Below are 19,898 nucleotides of genomic sequence, written 5' to 3' on the forward strand. Positions count from 1 at the left end.
AGCGGCATGGGGGAACGGGTCATCGCGGTGATCGGGGTGGGGCCGCGCGGCCTGTCCGTGCTGGAACGCCTGCTGGTACGCCTGCGCGACCCCCCGCACCACGGCCACGACAAGGTGACCATCTGGGCCTTCGACGCCGTGGGCCACGGCGGCGGCCGGGTCTGGCGGGTCGACCAGCCGTCCTGGCTGTCGGCCAACACCACGGCGGGCGAGAGCACCATGTGCTCGCCCGGCGACGACGGCCTGCCCGCCGAACGGTACGGCACGATGGCGCGCTGGGCCGGGCTGGAGCCGGGCGCCTACCCGGCCCGCCGCCTGTACGGGCAGTACCTGGCCGACGTGTTCCGCGCGCTGTGCGCGACGGCGCCGCCGTACGTGCGCGTCCGTCCCGTACGGGCCGAGGTGACCAGGATGACCCGCGTTCCGGGTGGATTGCGGCTGGTCGCGGACGGCGTCGCGTACCGGGTGGACAAGGCGGTGCTGGCCACCGGCCACGGCAGCCTGGAGCCCGACGACGAGCAGCTCGCCTGGCTCCGGCACGCCGACGACCACGGCCTGTGCTACCTCCCGCCCGGCCTGGCCGCCGAGATGCCGCTCGACGACCTGCCGCCGGGGGCCGAGGTCGCGGTGCGCGGGTTCGGGCTGACGTTCTACGACGTGATGCGGGCGGTGACCCTGGGCAGGGGCGGACGCTTCACACCCACCCCCGCCGGGCTGCGGTACCTGCCCAGCGGCGACGAGCCGATCCTGCTGGCGCTCTCGCGCGGCGGCCTGCCGTTCCTGGCCAGGCCCGCGGTGCCGGACTTCCCCGCGCCGCCCGTACGGCTGCGGGTCGTGACGGAGGAACGCCTGGGAGAGCTGCGCGCGGCGGCGCTGGCGTCCACCGGCACGCCGCAGCTCGACTTCGCCCGCCTGGTAGAGCCGCTCATCCAGTACGAGGCGGACCTGGCCTGCTCCAACGGGGCCGCCCACCCGCTCACCCACCTGGCCAGGCCCTTCCGCGACCGGCGCTTCGCCACCCCGGACGACTACCACGCCGGCCTGGCCCGGCTGCTGCGCGAGGACGCCCGGCGGGCGGGCGCCGGCTGCGTGGACGGCACGGTCAAGGCCGCCACCGAGATGCTGCGCGCGATCAGGCCGCTGCTCCCGCAGGTCGTCGACTTCGGCGGGCTGCTGCCCGACTCGCACCGAGACTTCCTGGCCAGGTTCGTGCCGCAGAGCTTCGTGCTGTCGGCGGGCCCGCCCGCGGCCCACGTCGACCAGCTCGCCGCCCTGATGGAGGCCGGGATCGTGCGCCCTGTCGGGCCAGGGGCCGTGGTGGAGGCGGTGCCCGGCGGGTTCGGGGTGGAGTCGCCGCAGGTGAACGGGTCGCGGCGGGTCACCAGGGCGCTCGTGGACGCGCGGGCGCCCGCGCGTGACCTGTCCAGGGACGCCTCGCCGCTCGTCAAGCAGTTGCTGGCGGACGGGATGGTCAGCGAGTTCGTCAACGTGGACCCGGCCACGGGGGCGCGTTTCGACGCGGGCGGGCTGGCCGTGACGCGGGCGCCGTACCGGGTGATCGACGGAACGGGACGCGCGGCGCCGGACATCCACGCGCTCGGCGTGGCCACCAACCACACCCGCTGGTTCACGGAGGTCGGCACCGGCCGCCCGGGGCAGGAAAGCCCGTTCTTCCGCGACGCGGACGCGGTGGCCGCCGCCCTCCTGGCCCGCGCGTGAAAGACGGGCCGTTTGAGCGTGCGGGGGCAGGGCAGCCAGGGATTCACCCTGAGGAGGTTCGTCATGCGTCTGCCCGCCGCCCGCGGCCCGATCACAGCCGGGCTCTTCGCCCGCCTCGGCGGCCGGCCGGTCGAGCTGGACCCGCCGCTCGTCACCCCGCCGCCCGGCACGGCGCTCGACGACGGCGACCTCCAGCTCGCCCTCTTCGCCTGCTACGAGCTGCACGCCCGCGGCTTCGACGACGTGGACGACCTCTGGGAATGGCAGCCGTCCCTGCTGGCCACCCGCCGCGACCTGGAGCGATCACTGGAGTCCGCGCTGGCGCACGCCGTGCCCCGCCCCCCGGCCGTGCCGCCGTCCCGCGTGCGCGACGCGCTGGCCGAGCTGGTCGCCAAGGAGGAGACGAGCGTCCTGTCGCCCGCGCACCTGCAGCGCGAGGCCGATCTGGGACGGTTCCGCGAGCTCCTCGTGCACCGTTCGATCCACCACCTCAAGGACACCAGCACCCGGGTACGCCTGTCCGGCGACCCGTCCGCCGAGCGTGACGCCGGCGCCGAGCAGGCCGGCGTCCACCTCTTCAGAGCCACCATGACCGGCATCGGCCTGGACGACTCCTACGGCGCCTACCTGCCCGTCGTCCCCGGCATCACGCTGGCCGTCTCCAACGTCAGGACACTGTTCGGCCTGCACAGGCGGCTGCGCGGCGCGCTCGCCGGTCACCTCGCCGCGTCGGAGCCGGCCACCTCACCCGCCCACCTCGCCGCACTCGGCCTCTGCGCGGAACTGGCCGCCCGGGAGCCCTCCCTCACCGGCGACATCCTGTACGGCGCCGCCTGCGCCCTGGCGCTCGAGCGCCGCTGGGCCGAGCACGTCGTGAACCGCTGGCGCCTCGGGCTCAGCTCCCTGGACGGGGATCCGGACGAGGTGGGACGGGAGCCGGTGCGGCACGGCGACCAGGAGGGCGAGGCGGTGGCGGCGACCGGCTGAGCCCACGCCGCTCCTCCACCGGAGCCCCAGCTCCCCGCCGTCCACCCTCCATCAAGCTCCCACGGCCGGGCCCCTGACTCCTACAGCCGGGCTCCGGCAGGTCACGCTACTTCCCCGCGGGACCGGCCGCACCGCACTCAGAAGGCGGTGAACGCCGACGGCGCCCCGGACAGCCGCGCCGCCTCCCGCCGGGCCACGGCCGCCGACACCTGCGGCGGCGTCCGCCTGATCTCCGCCTCCAGCTCCGCCAGCACCGTCTCGGCCTGCTGCCTGAGCCGCTGCCGGTAATGCCCCAGATCCTCGCCGAACCTCCTGGCGACCGGCCCGATCCACACCGCGTCACCGGAGAACAACCGGAACGGCTCGTCCAGCGCCGCCCGCAACTGGGCGACATGCCGCTCCACCCTGACCTGCGCCTCCCGTAGGGCCGTATAGCGAGGATTATCCACCGGAGTGTCGGTCATCGGGGCCAACCCATCTTGGCGTTACGGGTACGGCGGGGGGTCGGTGATGGAGTATGGGAGCGGCTGGGCGGGCGATCGGGACGGAGACGGTGTCGATGGTGGCGGTGGGGCGTTGGGCGGTTGTGGTGGGGGTGGTCGTGGTGCTGGGTGGGTGCTCGGCGGCTGAGGCGGGGCCGACGGTGGAGGAGGCGGGGGAGACGCTTCAGCGGCATATCACGGAGTTGATGGAGTCGGTGGATCCGGAGGAGACGGTGGTTGTGGATGCTGGGGGGAAGGATGTGCCTTGCGGGTCGGGTGGGGTGAAGCGTACTTATGGCGTTAAGTCCACGTTCTCTAGGTATGACGACAACCTCATCGCCGAGATGGCGGGGAGGCTCGGCACGAAGTGGGGCTACGAGGTGTTCGACCCTTACAAGCCAGGTCTGCCCAAGACGACCCTCAAGCTCTCTTCGTCGCGCACCAGCATCACCGTGGAGACGCCCAGCGACCATGAGGCCGCCGCCGTAGGCGAAACGGACTGCATCCCGCGCGAATAGCTCGGACATGATCACCTTTCTTCGATCAGAGCCTCTTTCAGGTCGGGATCGGTCGTGGAAAGGAAGTTCTCCACGTTCTTCCGATCCCCAGAGAACCTCGTGGACGCTGCCGCGGCCACCTTCCCCAGCGTCCGGCGGTCGGCCTGGTCGTCGACGCTGCCGTTCTCCTTCAGCCAGGCGAGGAAGGCCTTCATCGCCTGTTGATTGCCGTCGATCTCCGCGTATGGCCGTAGCCGCCCCTGCTGATCGACGATGAGCGGGTCGGTCGGAGGCTTGAAGTCCACTGGTGAATTCTTCGAGGTGTAGCCCTGTGCGACGAGCCCAGAAGCGATCTCGTACAGCGCCGCGCGCGCCTGCTCCAGCTCCTGTTTGTTGACGTCCGGCATCCGGAGGTCGGGCTCCATCGCGGCTGCGACGCCGTCCTTGAGCCCCCAGCTGAGAAACATCCAGCCCGCCGCCGCAGGCAGCCCTCCTGCGGTGGGCAGGAACAGCATGCCCGCGTCCATGCCCTTGTCCAGTACCTGGCCGAATCGTTCGACTTCTTCCTCGTCCTTGAGGTCCGCAGCGCCGCGAACGGACTTCATCGCGGCGAACTGTATACCCGCGACCGTGCCCAGCCGGGCGAAGACCTGCTCGACCGCCGTCTGTTGCTGCCGGCGGTCCGGGGGAGGGAAGGCAAGCAGGTGCCGGTCCGCTCGCACGCCCGCCTCGAAGAGTCGCTGGGTCAGCGCGGCCATGCCCTCGTTGAACGGTTCCATGTGGGCGTTGGTGTCTGCGAAGGTCTTCATGAAGAGATGGCTGTCCGCCAGGGACAGCCGGAACATCGGGGTCGTTCCGACGAGCTTGTCGTCGAAGCCGCCAAGCCGACTCGGAAGCTGGGAGTCGGGGTCCAGGAAAGCCGCGCTCGCTGCGAACTCCGTCGCATAAGCCCCGGCGATCTCCGCGAAATACCTCCGCATGACATCGTTCGTCACCAGCTCAGGCCCCCGCGTAATAACCCCGAACGCAAACGCCGCAGCCCCCTCACTATGCCCTCCATCCCTCTCGTCATAAACCCCCGAAGCCGCCGCCAACACCCGCCCAAAAGCCGCACTAGCCTCCGAATCCTTCCCCACCCGCACAGCCAACCCCGCCAAATCCGAAACAACAGCCCGAGCCGCCACCGCATTATGCGATAGAGCACTCAAAAACCGCCCGGTAACATCCACCCGCCCGCTGTCCGTCAAATGCCGCCGCCCCACAGCAGTAAGCCACTGAGTAGGAAACACCCCTTCGCTCACCAACCATGACAACGACGAGGAATCCACCCCCTCCCCACCCCGCTCGATATCACTCATCACCTTCGGAAAGCGCGGATCCGGCGGCGAGGCGGTGGAGGCGGCGGCGAACATCCGGCTGAACTCGCCGAGCAGCTTCTTCTCCGCCTCCCGCACCGGAATACCAGCAGCGGCAGGCCCGAACAGGTCGAGGATGTCCTTGGGCACCGCCAGGGTCCCCGCCGTCCCCAGCTCCCCGAAGAAGGCCGCCGCGAAGTCGGGATCGTCCTTGTGCGCCGATATGCGCTCCAGAAGCTCCGCGAAGCGCCGCACGGCGGAGTTGGGCCGGGGGCTGCTCATGCCGAGCTTGGCCGCCTGCGCGTACTGCCGGTAGAGCGCGGCCATGGCGGCGCCTTCGCGTCGCGACTCCTCCGGCGTGGCGTACGGCATGGCCGCCTCGTCGTAGGTCACGATGCCCGGCGTCCAGCCCGGCACCTGCTTGCGGATGGTGGCGTTGCGGGCCTGGAGCTTGGGGACCTGGCCGCGCGCCCAGCGTTCGATCTCGACGAACGGGGTCAGCGTCAGCGTGCCGACGCCCAGGCGTGTCAGCTCCGCTCTGACGGCCTGGGTCTGTTCGGCGACGTCCGCGCAGGCGCGGTCCAGGGCGGCGACGAACGTGTCCATGCGCGCCGGGTCGATCCCCGACACCTCGGGTCTCCACGGGCCATACGGGTGAGCCACGCGTCGCTACCTCCTCGACCCCGCGGACGGTGGCCTGGGTGGACCGTACGAGGCACCAACTTTCCCACAGGTGCACTCGCCGCACGCCGCCTTATAACCGTTTGGACGGTGACCGTGGGGTAGTTGCCGCCGTCTGGGGGATGAGAGCCGGATGACTACGATCGACGAGGTCACGGCGGCGGCCTACCGTGTTCCCGCCGGGTGTCCTGAGGGGGATGGGACGCTGGCCTGGGAGTCGACCACGATGGTGGTGGTGACCGTGGCGGCGGCGGGCGTCATGGGGACGGGGTGGACGTACGCGCCGGCCGCCGCGGCCGCGTTCGTCACAGAGACGCTCGCGGGCACGCTGAACGGCGCCGACCCCGACGGAATTCCCGCGCTCTTCGCCGCCCTGACGCGTCAGGTGCGGAACGCGGGCCGTCCCGGCGTCGCCGGTTACGCGGTCTCGGCCGTGGACGTGGCGTTGTGGGATCTCAAGGCGCGTCTGATCGGGGTGCCGCTGACCCGGTTGTGGGGCTTGGCGCGGGAGCGGGTACCACTGTACGGTTCGGGCGGTTTCACCACCTACGACGACGCCACCACCGTCGGTCAGCTCACGCACTGGGTGCACGAGCAGGGCATTGGCCGCGTCAAGATCAAGATCGGCGAGTCGTACGGCAGCCGCCCCGACCGCGACCTGCACCGGGTGGCGCTGGCCCGCCGCACCATCGGCCAGGACGCCGAGCTGTACGTGGACGCCAACGGCGGCTACACCGCCAAGCAGGCCGTCCGCGTCGCCGAGCGGATGCGCGAGCGGGACGTCACCTGGTTCGAGGAGCCCGTCTCCTCTGACGACCTGGCCGGCCTGCGCCTGGTGCGGGAGCGCTGCCATGCCGACGTCACTGCGGGCGAGTACGGCTGCGATCCGGGGTACTTCACCCGCATGTGCCAGGCGCGGGCGGTGGACTGCCTGCAGATCGACGCCACGAGGTGCGGCGGCTACAGCGGCTGGTTCGCCGCCGCGGCCGTGGCGGGCGGGCACCATCTGGAGGTGTCGGCGCACTGCGCCCCGAATCTGCACCTCCCGGCCGCGGCGGCCACGGCCGGGCTGCGGCACATCGAGTGGTTCCACGATCATCAGCGGATCGAGGCGGAGCTGTTCGACGGGGCCGCCGACCCGTCCGGAGGGCTGGCCAGGCCCAACACGGACGCGCCCGGCCACGGCCTGACGCTGCGCCCCGCCGCGGCGGCGCGCTACCGGGTGGCCTGACGCTGCGCGGCGGCGCGCTACCGGTGGCCTGACCGAAGGCGTAGTGCCCGCTGCTCAGGCCCGTCCGGAAGGTGGAAGCGCGCCTTGTCGGCGGTGGACAGCGCATGCACCCGCGTCGTACGAGGCGCGCGCTTCGCCTCGTACCCGCGCAAACCCGGACGACCGGCGGAGGCGAGGCAGGCGGCGCGCCGGTCGGTCCAGGACTCGCGCGTCCAGGTGTCCTGCCCGGTGACGGCCACGAAGTTGACCAGCCGGCCGCCGGCGACGAAGTGGTGCACGAAGTGCCCGCCGGGCCCCATCCAGAGCTGCGTCGTGATCTCCAGCTCCAGCGCGCGCAGCCGTTCGGCGGGCACCAGGCCGCGCTAGGCACGAATGAGTCTGACTCGTTAACCGCGGAAAGCGTGGCTTCGGTTAACCTCTCCACCATGGGCCTCGCCTTGATTCCGAGCCCCTCGGAAGCGGTCTGGGACATCGGGTTCATCCCGATCCGGGCCTACGCGCTGTGTCACATTCTCGGGATCGTCGTCGGCGCCTGGCTGAGCGAGCGCCGCTGGCGCGCCCGTGGCGGCGAGAAGGGCACGATGTACGACATCGCGGTCCCCGCGGTGATCTTCGGTCTGATCGGCGGCCGGCTCTACCACGTCATCGTCGACTGGCAGACCTACTTCGGCCCGCGCGCGATCAAGGAGCCGATCCAGGCGCTGTACATCTGGGAGGGCGGCCTTGGCATCTGGGGCGCGGTCGCGCTCGGCGGCGTCGGCGTGTGGCTGGCCTGCCGCCGCCGCGGGCTGTCGCTCGGCGCGGTGGCCGACACGGTCGCCCCCGGCATCGCGTTCGGGCAGGCGATCGCCCGCTGGGGCAACTGGTTCAACCAGGAGCTGTACGGCAGCCCGACCATGCTGCCCTGGGGCCTGGAGATCGACCAGGCGCACGGCGGCCAGCCGGGCGTGCTCTACCATCCGACGTTCCTGTACGAGTCGTTGTGGGACGCGGCGCTCGGCTTCGCGCTGATCCTGATCGGCCGGAGGTTCGTGCTGCACCACGGCCGCCTGTTCGCGCTGTACGTCGCGGGTTACACGTTCGGGCGGTTCTGGATCGAGGGGCTGCGGATCGACCCGGTGGGCGGGGTGGACCACGCGGTGCTGCTCCTGGGGTTGCGGATCAACCAGTGGACGTCGATCGTGCTGTTCGCGGGGGCGCTGGCCTACTTCTGGGCCACTCGCGCCAAGGACAGCGAGGAGGTGGTGGTGGCCCGCGGGGCATGAGAACGCCCCCGACCGCGTACCGCAGCAGAGGCGTCCTCAGGGGTGGGCAATCGATCCCCTACGCAGACCCCTACCCGCCACGTCCAGTATGTATGCATTTGTCCGGGTCGCCGGGTGGGCTCAGAAGGCGTTCACGCTGTCGATCCAGAGCTCCCTGTTCACCGTGTGCAGGTAGAACTCGACGCGGATCTGCTTCGGCGAGGTCCCCGAGGTGTCCATCGCGCAGGTCACGAGCCGCCACTCCGGCGTGGCCGTGAACCTGGCGGACACCGCGCGGTTCACGCCGAGGTCCCAGATCGCCAGCGACGCCTTGACCGGCTGCTGGGAGCCGGACCTGACCCAGGCGAAGCAGGAGACGCTCGCGGGCGGCCCGGTGGCGGTGAAGTCCTGGGCGACCGACCCCTCCAGCTGGCTCGTGCTCATGACGAGGACGGCGTCGCCGGATCTGGCGTCGCTGGTGCCCCAGATCTTGTACTGCACGGAGCCCGCCTGGTTCATCCGCGTCCAGGGGGCGATGTCGGGGGCCTCGAAACTGGGATTGCGCAGGTACGACAACGTTCCTCCTCGATCGATCGGACTCGGCGGCATGCACAGAGTGCGGCAAGGGGGCGGCGGTCGCATCCGGGACCGGATCCGGGAAAACCCTAGGCCCGGCACGCCAGGGGCGCGCCGGGCCGGGAAGGTCGCGGCTCAGACGGTCACGGAGGGCTGGGCCTCGGCGGCCGGCCGGTCGGCGGGGCGGCGCAGGACGGTGAGCGCCACCACGAACGCCGCCACCAGCAGCCCCGCGGAGATGGCGAACGCGAGCCGGTACCCGCCGGTGAGCGCGGCGGCCTCACCGGCCCCGGCCGCGAGCAGCTCGCCCGTACGAGAGGCGGCCATCGTGGACAGCACCGCCACCCCCACGGCCATGCCCACCTGCTGCGTCGTGTTGAACAATCCGGAGGCCAGCCCCGCGTCGCTGTCGCGGGCCCCGGACATGCCCAGCGTGGCCAGCGCCGGCAGCACCAGCCCGCCGCCCGAGATCAGCAGCATCGGAGGCAGCAGGTGGGTGAGGTAACCGGCGTCCACGCTGACCCGGGTGAGCAGCAGCATCGCCGCGACGAGCAGCACCAGGCCGCCGATCAGCACCGTGCGGGCGCCGAACCGGGCGCTGAGGCGGGCGGAGACGAACAGCGAGATCGTGCCGATGCCGACCGCGGCGGGCAGCATGGCCAGGCCGGTCTCCAGGGCGCCGTAGCCCAGGACCCGCTGCATGTAGAGCGCCACGAGCACCTGGAAGGCGAACATGCCCGACAGGCTCAGCATCTGGGCGAGGTTGGCGCCCGCCACGTTGCGCGAGCGCAGGATCCGCAGCGGCATCAGCGGGGCCTTGGCGGTGGCCTGCCGTGCCACGAAGCCGCCGAGCAGGGCGATGGAGAGCGCACCGAGGCCCAGGGTGTGGGCGGCGAGCCAGCCGTACTCCTCGACCTTGACGACCGTGTAGATGCCCAGCATCAGGCCGGACGTCACGAGCAGGGCGCCGATCACGTCGGCCCCGGCCGACAGGCCTGCGCCGCGGTCGGCGGGCAGCGCCGGCAGTGCGAGCAGGATGGTGACCAAACCGATCGGCACGTTGATGAAGAAGATCCACGGCCAGCTCAGCACGTCGGTCAGCACACCGCCCACCACCTGCCCGATGGATGCGCCGGCGGCCCCGGTGAAGCTGAAGATCGCGATCGCCTTGCCGCGTTCGGCCGGCTCCGTGAACAGCGTCACCAGGATGCCCAGGACCACGGCGGAGGCCAGCGCGCTGCCCACGCCCTGGAGGAAACGGGCGGCGATCAGCAGACCGGCGTCGGTGGCCGCGCCCGCCAGCACGGAGGCGGCCGTGAAGACCGCGTTCCCGGCCAGGAACATCGCCCGCCGCCCGATCAGGTCGCCCAGCCGGCCCGCCAGGAGCAGCAGGCCGCCGAAGGGGATCAGGTAGGCGTTGACGATCCAGCTCAGCCCGGCGGCCGAGAAGTCCAGATCCTGCTGGATGGCCGGCATCGCCACCGTCACGATGCTGCCGTCCAGAACCGTCATCAGTCCGGTCGCGGACAGCACGCCCAGTGCGGTCCAGCGCGAATTGAGCACATTAGACATTGGTCTCTCCCGTCTCAGGTCGACAAGAGAGACCGTAGCAGATAGTTCCGTTACAGACGATCCTTTTCGGACTTACTTTGCGCGCTCCCGCGCCCTGCGGGCCTGCTGCGTGCCCTCGGCGGCGGTCGCCAGATGCCCGCCGACCAGGCGGTTCAGGGCGCGGACGAGCACTTTGCGCTCGTCGTCGGGCAGCGTCTCGAGCGCTGCCCTGTGCACGCCGTCCACGATCTGCTGGCTGCGCCTGGCGACCTCGGCGCCCGCCTCGGTGACCGCGATGATCCTCGCCCGCCGGTCGGTGCTGGACGGGCGGCGCTCGGCGTAGCCGGCCTTCTCCAGCGCGTCCACGGTCACCACCATCGTGGTCTTGTCCATGTCGCCGATCTCGGCAAGCTGGATCTGCGTGCGTTCCTCCTCCAAGGCGTGCACCAGCACGCAGTGCATGCGCGCCGTCAGCCCGATCTCGGCCAGCGCCGCCGACATCTGCGTGCGCAGCACGTGGCCCGTGTGGTCGAGGAGGAAGGACAGGTCTGTTTCTGTACGCGCGGGAGCCATCGCTGTCATGCCTGCCAGCCTACCCAAACCATCCCGCTGGAGATTATCTGCGAGAGGACGATCGACTCGGCGGTCTCCGGGCCGGGTAGGAGCCGGGCATGGCGAAGGCAGTGCGATTCGACGAGTACGGCGGCCCTGACGTCCTGCGCGTGGCCGACGTCCCGATCCCCGAGCCCGCGGCCGGCCAGGTGCTGGTCCAGGTCAAGGCCGCGGCCGTCAACCCCGGCGAGGCGAAGATCCGCCAAGGGCTGCTGCACGACCGGTGGCCCGCCACGTTCCCGTCGGGCGAGGGCAGCGACCTGGCCGGGATCGTCGTCAGGACCGGCCCTGACGTGACCGGCCCCGCGCCGGGCAGCGAGGTCATCGGCTTCACCGACGCCCGCGCCAGCCACGCCGAGTACGTCCTCGTGCAGGCCGGCGACCTCACGCCCAAGCCGGAGAACGTGCCGTGGGAGGTGGCCGGGTCGCTGGCCATCGCGGGGTGCACGGCCTGGGCGGCGGTGCGCGCGGTCTCGCCGCGGCCGGGCGACACGGTGGCGGTGTCGGGCGCGGCGGGCGGTGTCGGCTCGATCGCCGTCCAGCTCGCCAGGCGGGCCGGGGCCGAGGTGATCGGCATCGCCGGGCCCGCCCATCACGAGTGGCTGGCCGCGCACGGCGTCCGGGCCGTCGCCTACGGGGACGGCCTGGAGGAACGGCTGCGCGAGGCCCGTGTCGACGCGTTCGTCGACACCTACGGCGACGGGTACGTGGCGCTCGCCGTCGAGCTGGGGGTGCCGCCGGAGCGCGTCAACACGATCGCGGACTTCGCCGCCGTGGCCAAGTACGGGGTGAAGGCCGACGGCAGCTCCGTCAAGAACGCGGGGCTGCTGGCCGAGCTCGCCGCGCTGGTGGCCGCTGGGGAGCTGGAGGTGCCGATCGCGGCCACGTACCGGCTGGACGATGTTCGTGCCGCGTTCGAACGGCTGGAGCGGGGGCACCTCCGCGGCAAGATCGTCCTGCTGCCCTGAGTGCTGCGCTCGCGCTTCAGCACGGGGTGTCCTTCGGCGTCCGGAGCCGGGCTCAGGCGGCGGGTGGTGCGGTGCTTTCGCGGATGATGAGTTCGGTGGCCAGTTCGACGCGGTTTTGTGGCAGGGGTTGGCCGTGGGCGAGGGTGAGGAGCATGGTGGTGGCTGCGGCGGCCATGTCGGTGAGGGGCTGGCGGATGGTGGTGAGTGGGGGGATGGTCCATTGGATGGAGGGCATGTCGTCGAAGCCGATGACGCTGAGGTCGTGGGGGATGCGCAGGCCGAGGTGGTGGGCGGCGTGGTAGGTGCCGATGGCTTGGCCGTCGTTGGTGGCGAAGATGGCGGTGGGTGGGTCGGGGAGCTGGAGGAGGTGGTGTGCTGTGGTTTGGCCGGCGTGGATGTGGAAGTCGCCGTGGCCGATGAGGGCGGGGTCGGCGGGCAGGCCGGCGAGGTCGAGGGCGGTGCGGTAGCCGTCGAGGCGGGCGCGGCTGGCCAGGGCGTTGTCGGGGCCGGTGATGATGGCGATGCGGCGGTGGCCGAGTTCGAGGAGGTGGCGGGTGGCGGTGAGGCCGCCGTTCCAGTTGCCGGCGCCGACGGAGGGGATGGTGCGGGCGGGTGTGTCGGCGGGGTCGAGCAGGACGAGGGGGATGTCGCGGTGGGTGAGTTGCTGGTGCTGGGGTTCGGTGAGGCCGGAGAAGACGGCGATGACGCCGGTGGGGCGGCGGCGCAGGACGCCTTCCAGCCAGGTGTCGGCGGCGTGGGGGTCGCGGCGTAGGTCGGAGATGCTGACGGTGAGGTCGTGTGCGCGGGCGATCTGGGCGACGCCTTTGGTGATTTCGACGGGGTAGTCGCCTTCGAGGGCGTGGAAGACGAGTTCGATCAGGCCGGTGGGGGTGGAGCGGCGGCGTTGGCGGCGGTAGCCGTGCCGGCGGATGAGTTCTTCGACGGCGGCGCGGGTTTCTGCGGAGACTTCGGAGCGGCCGTTGACGACCTTGGAGACCGTCGCGGTGGAGACGCCGGCCAGTTCGGCGAGCTGGGCGATGGTGAGGGGGGACGACTCCGTGGTCATGGCGGCAGTCTAGCCACCGGCCGTGCGGGCGGCCCGCCGTCGCTCGACGGCCGCCCGCGAACCGTCAGTGCCGCCATCTCGCCGGTATGTTCACTTTCCGCTCCCCAGGGTCATCCCTTCGATGATCCGCCGGCCGAGCCAGACATAGATGATCAGCAGCGGCAGGATGACGATCCCGAGCGCGGCGAACAACCCGCCCCAGTCGGCCCCGCTGTACTGCACCCGCGTCAGGAACCCGAGCAACGCCAGCGGAAGCGTCTGCTGCGCCGGATCCTGCAAGAAGATCAGCGACAGCAACCCCTCGGACCAGTGCTGGATGACGTTGAGGATCAGCAGCGTGACGATCCCGGAGCGAGCGAGCGGCAGCATGATCTGCCAGTACGTACGCCACGGCGTCGCCCCGTCGATGGCCGCGGCCTCCTCCAGATCGCCCGGCAGGTTACGGAAGAAGGCCGTCAGGAAGAACACGGCGAACGGCACGGACGTCGCCACGTAGACGATGATCAGACCGCTGAGACTGTTGACCAGCCCCACCTGCGACAACGCCACGAACAGCGGCAACATGATGGCCTGCACCGGGATGCCGAGACCCAGCGCGAAGAACGACGTCAGCGGCGACGCGCTCCTGGTGCGGAAGCGGCTGAGCGCGTAGGCGGCGGGCGCGGCGATGGCGACGGTGCCCGCCGCGGTGGCGGCGACCACGACCACGGTCCGCAGGATGGCCGGCCCGAACTCGCTGACCTGCCAGGCGCGGGCCCAGTTGTCGAACTGCCACGTGGCGGGCAGCGAGAAGGGGCTGGCGAAGATCTCCTTGGCCGTCTTGAGCGAGGAGAGCAGCATCCACAGCAGCACCAGGACGTCGAACGCCACGACGAGCCAGACGACGGCGAACCCGGCGTGCCGCGGGCGCAGGCGGAGGGGGACAGGGGCCATGGTCAGTACTCCAGGCTGTCGCGGCGGGTGACCCGCCTGGTCAGCAGGGTCAGCACGACGATGAGGACGAGCGTCACCACCGTGGCCGCCGCCGACGCGCCGAACCTGGACTCGCCGGTCGGCTGGAACGCCTCGGCGTAGGCGTACAGCGACAGCGTCCAGGCCTTGGTCGTCGGCACCGAGCCGGCCGCCCCCGCGAACACGTAGATGAACTCGAAGATCTTGATGGCGCTGATCGCCCAGAGCGTCGCGCTCACCGCGACCGCGTCCCACATCAGCGGCAGGGTGATGGCGCGGAACTTCTGCCACGACGTGGCGCCCTCCAGATCGGCCGCCTCGTACAGGTAGGCAGGGATGCGGTCGACGGCCGCCATCAGGATGGTGGTGTAGAAGCCGGTGTTCACCCAGACGAGGCCCGCGCAGATGACGAAGAACAGGTTGTCGTCCGACAGCCACCGGGGGACCGCGTCGAGGCCCATCGCGCCGAGCAGCCCATTGATCAGGCCGTCCGCCTGGAACAGGAAGCCCCACAGGATCGAGATGGCCAGCGCCGAGACCGCGTTGGGGAAGAAGATGACCGCGCGGACGAACTTGCGTCCCGCCATCTCCCGCAGCAGCACCGTCAGCCCGAAGCTGAACAGGAACGTCAGCGCGCCCACCCCGAACAGGATGAGCATGGTGTTGACCAGCGACGAGGCGAAGACGTCGTCGTACCAGAGCCTGCGGTAGTTGGCCAGGCCCACCCACTCGATCGGTCCTGAGCCCGCCCACTTGGTGAAGCTCAGCGCCACCGTGAGCAGGCCGGGCAGCATGAACACCGCCACGTAGACGACCAGCGCGGGCAGCACGAGCGGCCAGTAGAGCCGCCGCCTGGAGCGGGCCAGCGGGCTGGACTCCGCGGCGGCGGCCCGCGCCACCGGGACGGGGACGGCCTCGACCGCCATCAGGCGTTGACCTTCCACCACTCGACGGTCTCGGTCTTGAGCCGCGCCACGAACTGCGCGCCCGTGAGCCTGCCGGACAGGATCTCCTTCGACAGCGGGTTGAAGATCTTGGTCTCCCAGTCGCCCATGCCGCGCACCCCGTCCAGCGCGAAGTGCGCCGCGGTCGCCGAGCCGAGCGCCTTCTTGGTGTCGGCCAGCTCCGGCGGGGTGGTGGTGTCGGTGCGGGCGCTGAGCACCTTGTCCTCGGCCGGGATGCGGTCCATCCACTTCTTGTTCAGGAAGTAGGCGATGAACTTCCCGGCCTGCTCGGCGTGCCGGGACTTCGCCGGAACCGCGAAGCCGTACAGGGTCGTCTCCTGGGAGTCGAAGCCGGACTCGGTCTCGGGGAAGGGGAAGGAGCGGTACTCGAAGCCCTCGCCGGCGACCTCGCCGGTCTCGCTGGGCGCCCAGGTGCCCATGAACAGCAGGTCGGACTCGCCCTGCGCCCACTTCTGCTGGATCGCGGGGAACTTGCTGGCGTCCCAGCCGTCGGCCCAGAGGCTGCCCTTGCCGAGCCGCTCCATGTAGGCGGCGGCCTTGAGCACCCTGGGGTCGTCGAACCCGGCGCCGCTCTTGTCCTGGAGCACCTTGGCCAGCCCGCCGGGGCCGAGCTCGCGGATCAGCAGGGTCGCGGTCCACTTGGGCGGGTAGCCCGCCACGTCGCCGTCGAGGGCGAGGGGGGTCCTGCCCTTCCGCTTCAGCTCACCGGCCACGGCCAGCAACTCGTCGAAGGTGCGCGGCGGCTGCTCGGCCAGCTCGGGGTGCCGCTTGGCGTCGTAGAAGACCTGCCAGGAGTGGACGGCGACCGGCACCAGGTACTTGGCGCCGCCGTCGGTGATGAGCCGCTCGTAGGTGTCGGGCACCACGTCGGCGACCGTCCTGGTCTCGCCGGGGATGGTGGCGGCGTACACGCCGGACAGGTCGGCGGCGTTGCCGGTCGCTTGCAGCATGTTGAGCACGTTGAACGCGGCGCCGTCCACCAGGTCGGCGCCGACGTTGCCGCCGACCAGCGTCGGCTGCAGCTTCTTGAGGTTCTCGCGGCCCTGGAAGACCACGTTGACCTTGATCCCGGTCTCCTTGGTGAACGCGGTGGCCGCGTCCTGCACGATCTTGGCGCGGACCTCGTCCTGCTTGTACATCGACCAGTAGGTGAACTCCGCGGCGGCGCCGGCTTCGCCGTCCGTGCCGCCGCACGCTGTGGTGCTCAGGAGGAGTACGGCGAGGGCGGCTGTGCCCGGGGTGTGGAGTCTCATCGCGGAACCACCGTTGCTTGCGGGAACGTTGTGGAGGATTCTGCGCAGATTCATCCGCTAGGGTCAACACATTCATAGGAATGAATCTTGTCGTTACTGAGGCGATACAACCCTGCGGGCCGCTCAGGCGCCGGGGCGCCGCCGAAGTCGGCCACAATGCCCACGGAGGTGGCATGAACGAACGCAGGCAGAAGTTCCGCGTGCTCGCGGACGAGCTGCGCCGGGGCATCGCGGAGGTGCGGTGGCCGGAGGGCCGCCTGCCCACCGAGCAGCAGCTCGCCAAGGAGCAGGAGGTCAGTCTCAACACCGTGCGCAGGGCGATCGACCTGCTGGTCAGCGAGGGGCTCGTCTACCGCAAGCAGGGGTCGGGCACCTACGTGAAGCACGACGTGCCGGCGGCGGGGCCGGTGATCGGGGTGGCCGTGCCCTCGATGACGTACTACTACCCGCGCATCATCGCGGGCATCGAGGAGGAGCTGTCGGCGCGGGGCTGCCAGATGCTGCTGCGCAGCACCGGCTACGACGCCGCGCAGGAGGAGAAGGGCGTCGAGGGCATGCTGGCCGCCGGGGCCGAGGCCCTGCTGCTGGTGCCCGAGCTGGGGCGGCGGCCCGACGCGCACGCCTACCTCGACGCGCTGCCGCTGCCCACGGTGCTGGTCGAGCGCAGGCTGCGGTCGGGCGGCGACGTCTACGAGTTCGTCTGCTCCAACCACGGGGCCGGCGGCTACCTCGGCGCGCGCCACCTGCTCTCGCTCGGGCACACCGCCATCGCCTACATGGCGCGTACCAGCCCGCACTCCGAGCAGGTCGTCCAGGGCTTCACACAGGCGCTGGCCGACAGCGACCTCGCCCCGGCGGCCGAGCGGACGCTGCCGCGCTGGAGCGCGGCCGACGCGGAGGACTACCTCGGCGTGCTGCTCGACGCCGGCGCGACGGCGGCGATCTGCTTCGCCGACCGGGAGGCGACGCTCCTGGTCGGCGCGGCGCTGCGGCGAGGCCTGCGGGTGCCGGGCGACCTGTCGGTGATCGGCTACGACGACGAGGTGGCCGACCTGTCGGAGGTGCCGCTCACCGCGATCTCCCCGGCCAAGGCCGACGTCGGCAGGCTGGCCGTGGACACGATCCTGCACCGTCTGGCCCGCCCGGATGCCCCGCTCCGGCAGCACCTCATCGTGCCCCGCCTGGTGATCCGCGACTCGACCGGAAGTCCTTCCATGAAGAAGGGTTGAATTTAAGGATGACTTCGGTCAAGGTAATCACGCCGACCCCCCGACGTGAAGGAAAGCGATGAGTGTTGTTCGACTCGGCCTGCTCGGCGCCGGCGGAGTGGCCGCCCTGCACGCGCAGGCCGCGCTGGCCATGCCCGGCGAGGTGCGCGTCACCGCCGTCTGCGACGTGGACCAGGCCAGAGCCGCCGAGCTGGCCGCGCGCAGCGGCGCGCGGGTGCACCCCGACCACCTCAGCATGCTGGACGCGGTGGACGCGCTGATCGTCTGCACCCCGCACGCCCTGCACCTGGCGCCCGCGCTCGACGCGGCGGCGGCCGGGGTGCACGTGCTGATGGAGAAGCCGATGGCCACCTCGCTCGCCGACTGCGACGCCATGGCCGACGCCTGCGCCAAGGCCGGGGTGGTGCTCTTCCTCGGGCACGTCCAGCACTACCTGCCGATCACCAGGAAGGCGCACGAGGTCGTCGCGTCCGGCGAGATCGGCCGCCCCGTCGCCATCGTCGACCGGCGGGCCACCGACTACCGGCGCGACCGCAGGCCGGCCTGGTTCTTCGACCCCGCGCTGGCGGGCGGCGGCGCCGTGATGAACATCGGCGCCCACTGCGTCGACCGCTCCACCTGGCTCGCCGGCGCGCCGGCCGTCCGCGTCACCGCCCGGCTGGAGAAGCGCGGCCTGCCCGTCGAGACGGAAGGGCTGCTGCACCTGGAGCTGGCCAACGACGTGCTGGTCACCGTCTCCGTCACCACCGGCGCCATCCCGCCGATGGACGAGATCGAGGTCCTGGGCTCGCACGGCACGCTGCGGGCCTCCCGCGCCGACGGCGTCTGGCTGGCCGCGCGGGGCCGGGCCGGGCAACTGGCCGGGCCCGGCGACATCGACCAGGAAGTGGCCCTCGCCTTCCGCGACCAGCTCCGCGACTTCGCCGCCGCCGTACGCGGGGAGCGGCCCGCCGCCATCGGCCCCGAGGTGGGCAGGGCGGTGGTGGCCACCGTGCTGGCCGCGTACGCGTCGGCGGACACCGGCGAGGCCGCGCTCGTCGCCGCGGACCGCCAGCCCCTCGGCCGGCCGCTCGTCGCTACGGACCGGCAGCCCCTCGGCGAGCCGCTCGTCGCCGCGGATCGGCGCCGCCTTGGCCAGCCGTGACCCCCGGCGGCCCAACGTCCTGTTCATCCTCAGCGACGACCAGGGGCCGTGGGCGCTGGGCTGCGCGGGCAACGCCGACATCCGCACCCCGCACCTGGACGCGCTCGCGGAGTCGGGGCTGCGGCTGTCGCGGTTCTTCTGTGCCTCCCCGGTCTGCTCCCCGGCCAGGGCGTCGCTGTTCACCGGCCAGATCCCGTCGCGGCACGGCGTCCACGACTGGCTGAGCGCCCACCACGCCGGGCCCGGCGCGATCGACTTCCTCCAGGGGCGACGTCTGTTCACCGACGACCTGGCCGAGGCCGGCTACCGGCTCGGCCTGGTCGGCAAGTGGCATCTCGGCGCCAACGACCGGCCGCGTCCCGGCTTCGTCCACTGGTACGCCCACGAGTCCGGGGGAGGGCCGTACCACCACGCCCCCATCTGGGACAACGGGGTGCGCCGCGAGGTGCCCGGCTACCTCACCGACGTGCTCACCGCCGAGGCACAGGCGTTCATCGACCGCGAGGCGTCCCAGGAGGCGCCGTTCTACCTGTCGCTGCACTACACCGCCCCGCACAAGCCGTGGCAGGGCCAGCACCCGCCGGAGTTCGAGCAGCTCTACGCGAACTGCGCCTTCGACAGCTGCCCGCAGGAGCCGCCGCACCCCTGGCAGCCGCACGAAGAGGACGGCGCGCCCGTCGGCGGCGAACCGGACACCCGCGCCGCCCTGATCGGCTACTACGCCGCCGTCACCGCCATGGACGCAGGCATCGGGCGCGTCCTGGAAACGCTGCGCCGCCACGACCTGACCGCGTCCACCCTGGTCGTCTTCACCAGCGACAACGGCTTCAACTGCGGCCATCACGGCATCTGGGGCAAGGGCAACGGCACCTTCCCGCAGAACATGTACGACTCCTCCGTCATGGTGCCGTTCATCGCCAGCCAGCCGGGCCGCATCCCCGCCGGGCAGGTCAATGACACCCTGCTGTCCGCCTACGACGTCAGGCCGACGCTGCTCGGCCACCTCGGCCTGCCCTGCGACGCAGGCGGCCCCGGGCGGCCGTTCTCCGCCGCCCGGCGGGAGGTGGTGGTGCACGACGAGTACGGCCCGGTGCGGATGATCCGCACCACCCGCTGGAAGTACGTGCACCGCTACCCCCACGGCCCGCACGAGCTCTACGACCTCGGCCTGGACCCCGGCGAGCGCCACAACGTGATCGGCGAGGAGCCGCCGGAGCTGCACGACCTGCGCGCCAGGCTCGAAGAGTGGTTCGCCCGCCACGCGGATCCGGCCATGGACGGCAGCCGCCTGCCGGTCAACGGCTCCGGCCAGCACTCCCGGGCCGGGCTCTCCGCCTTCGGACGCGCCCCCTACCCCACCGAGCCGAGAAGGTGGGGATGAGCGGCT

General features: G+C 71.4%; 19 protein-coding genes. 9 read left to right on the forward strand and 10 right to left on the reverse strand.

The window, feature by feature from the left end:
• The first annotated feature begins 6 nt into the window (after nucleotides 1-6).
• Together FXF51_RS43035 and FXF51_RS43040 are read left to right on the forward strand one after the other, a co-directional pair.
• On the forward strand, nucleotides 7-1,719 hold the full coding sequence (locus FXF51_RS43035; RefSeq protein ID WP_148440556.1) for an FAD/NAD(P)-binding protein: 1,713 nt from the start codon (nucleotides 7-9) through the stop codon (nucleotides 1,717-1,719).
• A gap of 63 nt (nucleotides 1,720-1,782) precedes the next feature.
• A complete protein-coding gene (locus tag FXF51_RS43040; protein ID WP_148440557.1) occupies nucleotides 1,783-2,706 on the forward strand; it encodes an iron-containing redox enzyme family protein in 924 nt (307 codons plus the stop codon).
• A 137-nt stretch (nucleotides 2,707-2,843) separates the two neighbouring features.
• Here FXF51_RS43040 and FXF51_RS43045 read toward each other — a convergent pair whose 3' ends face one another.
• Nucleotides 2,844-3,170, reverse strand: a complete 327-nt coding sequence (locus tag FXF51_RS43045) for a hypothetical protein (protein ID WP_148440558.1) — start codon at nucleotides 3,168-3,170, stop codon at nucleotides 2,844-2,846.
• 95 nt (nucleotides 3,171-3,265) lie between these two features.
• Here FXF51_RS43045 and FXF51_RS61260 point away from each other — a divergent pair, with 95 nt between their 5' ends.
• Complete coding sequence (locus FXF51_RS61260) at nucleotides 3,266-3,706, forward strand: hypothetical protein (RefSeq protein WP_187414894.1); 441 nt, start codon at nucleotides 3,266-3,268, stop codon at nucleotides 3,704-3,706.
• 11 nt (nucleotides 3,707-3,717) lie between these two features.
• Here FXF51_RS61260 and FXF51_RS43055 read toward each other — a convergent pair whose 3' ends face one another.
• On the reverse strand, nucleotides 3,718-5,670 hold the full coding sequence (locus FXF51_RS43055) for a hypothetical protein (RefSeq protein ID WP_148440559.1): 1,953 nt from the start codon (nucleotides 5,668-5,670) through the stop codon (nucleotides 3,718-3,720).
• A gap of 184 nt (nucleotides 5,671-5,854) precedes the next feature.
• Here FXF51_RS43055 and FXF51_RS43060 point away from each other — a divergent pair, with 184 nt between their 5' ends.
• Nucleotides 5,855-6,952, forward strand: coding sequence for an enolase C-terminal domain-like protein (locus FXF51_RS43060; RefSeq protein WP_148440560.1), 1,098 nt, complete (start codon nucleotides 5,855-5,857; stop codon nucleotides 6,950-6,952).
• Nucleotides 6,953-6,969: 17 nt separating this feature from the next.
• On the opposite strand, the gene FXF51_RS43065 is transcribed toward FXF51_RS43060, so the two are convergent.
• Complete coding sequence (locus tag FXF51_RS43065) at nucleotides 6,970-7,305, reverse strand: hypothetical protein (RefSeq protein ID WP_148440561.1); 336 nt, start codon at nucleotides 7,303-7,305, stop codon at nucleotides 6,970-6,972.
• A 72-nt stretch (nucleotides 7,306-7,377) separates the two neighbouring features.
• Between FXF51_RS43065 and lgt the strand changes: the two genes are divergently transcribed.
• Nucleotides 7,378-8,217, forward strand: a complete 840-nt coding sequence (lgt, locus tag FXF51_RS43070; RefSeq protein ID WP_148440562.1) for a prolipoprotein diacylglyceryl transferase — start codon at nucleotides 7,378-7,380, stop codon at nucleotides 8,215-8,217.
• A 120-nt stretch (nucleotides 8,218-8,337) separates the two neighbouring features.
• On the opposite strand, the gene FXF51_RS43075 is transcribed toward lgt, so the two are convergent.
• From FXF51_RS43075 to FXF51_RS43085, 3 genes are all read right to left on the reverse strand, one after another.
• On the reverse strand, nucleotides 8,338-8,772 hold the full coding sequence (locus tag FXF51_RS43075; protein ID WP_148440563.1) for a hypothetical protein: 435 nt from the start codon (nucleotides 8,770-8,772) through the stop codon (nucleotides 8,338-8,340).
• A 135-nt stretch (nucleotides 8,773-8,907) separates the two neighbouring features.
• Nucleotides 8,908-10,344: an MFS transporter gene (locus tag FXF51_RS43080; RefSeq protein ID WP_148440564.1), complete on the reverse strand. Its 1,437-nt coding sequence runs from the start codon at nucleotides 10,342-10,344 to the stop codon at nucleotides 8,908-8,910.
• Between the two features lie 72 nt (nucleotides 10,345-10,416).
• Entirely contained in the window at nucleotides 10,417-10,905 is a 489-nt protein-coding gene (locus FXF51_RS43085; protein WP_148440565.1) for a MarR family winged helix-turn-helix transcriptional regulator, read from the reverse strand.
• An 89-nt stretch (nucleotides 10,906-10,994) separates the two neighbouring features.
• On the opposite strand from FXF51_RS43085, the gene FXF51_RS43090 reads away from it, so the two are divergent.
• Nucleotides 10,995-11,903 carry an NADP-dependent oxidoreductase gene (locus FXF51_RS43090; protein ID WP_148440566.1) on the forward strand — a complete coding sequence of 303 codons (909 nt, stop codon included), beginning with the start codon at nucleotides 10,995-10,997 and terminating at the stop codon, nucleotides 11,901-11,903.
• 52 nt (nucleotides 11,904-11,955) lie between these two features.
• Here FXF51_RS43090 and FXF51_RS43095 read toward each other — a convergent pair whose 3' ends face one another.
• The 4 genes from FXF51_RS43095 to FXF51_RS43110 form a co-directional block, all read right to left on the reverse strand.
• A complete protein-coding gene (locus FXF51_RS43095; protein WP_148440567.1) occupies nucleotides 11,956-12,969 on the reverse strand; it encodes a LacI family DNA-binding transcriptional regulator in 1,014 nt (337 codons plus the stop codon).
• A 90-nt stretch (nucleotides 12,970-13,059) separates the two neighbouring features.
• Nucleotides 13,060-13,902 (reverse strand): carbohydrate ABC transporter permease, encoded by an 843-nt coding sequence (locus FXF51_RS43100; protein WP_148440568.1) that lies wholly within the window; start codon nucleotides 13,900-13,902, stop codon nucleotides 13,060-13,062.
• Nucleotides 13,903-13,904: 2 nt separating this feature from the next.
• The gene (locus tag FXF51_RS43105; protein ID WP_262380207.1) at nucleotides 13,905-14,864 is read right to left on the reverse strand and encodes a carbohydrate ABC transporter permease; all 960 of its coding nucleotides are present in this window, start codon (nucleotides 14,862-14,864) and stop codon (nucleotides 13,905-13,907) included.
• A complete protein-coding gene (locus tag FXF51_RS43110; RefSeq protein ID WP_187414895.1) occupies nucleotides 14,846-16,138 on the reverse strand; it encodes an ABC transporter substrate-binding protein in 1,293 nt (430 codons plus the stop codon). Before FXF51_RS43110 ends, FXF51_RS43105 begins: the two co-directional genes overlap by 19 nt.
• 173 nt (nucleotides 16,139-16,311) lie before the next feature.
• Here FXF51_RS43110 and FXF51_RS43115 point away from each other — a divergent pair, with 173 nt between their 5' ends.
• From FXF51_RS43115 to FXF51_RS43125, 3 genes are read left to right on the forward strand one after another with little or no spacing between them, the layout of a single operon-like run.
• On the forward strand, nucleotides 16,312-17,367 hold the full coding sequence (locus FXF51_RS43115) for a substrate-binding domain-containing protein (protein WP_187414896.1): 1,056 nt from the start codon (nucleotides 16,312-16,314) through the stop codon (nucleotides 17,365-17,367).
• Between the two features lie 58 nt (nucleotides 17,368-17,425).
• The gene (locus FXF51_RS43120) at nucleotides 17,426-18,511 is read left to right on the forward strand and encodes a Gfo/Idh/MocA family protein (RefSeq protein ID WP_148440571.1); all 1,086 of its coding nucleotides are present in this window, start codon (nucleotides 17,426-17,428) and stop codon (nucleotides 18,509-18,511) included.
• Nucleotides 18,498-19,892 carry a sulfatase-like hydrolase/transferase gene (locus tag FXF51_RS43125; RefSeq protein WP_148440572.1) on the forward strand — a complete coding sequence of 465 codons (1,395 nt, stop codon included), beginning with the start codon at nucleotides 18,498-18,500 and terminating at the stop codon, nucleotides 19,890-19,892. The genes FXF51_RS43120 and FXF51_RS43125 overlap by 14 nt, the downstream gene beginning before the upstream one ends.
• Nucleotides 19,893-19,898: the final 6 nt, after the last annotated feature.

Source organism: Nonomuraea sp. PA05 (assembly GCF_008086045.1).
GTDB classification, from domain to species: domain Bacteria; phylum Actinomycetota; class Actinomycetes; order Streptosporangiales; family Streptosporangiaceae; genus Nonomuraea; species Nonomuraea monospora.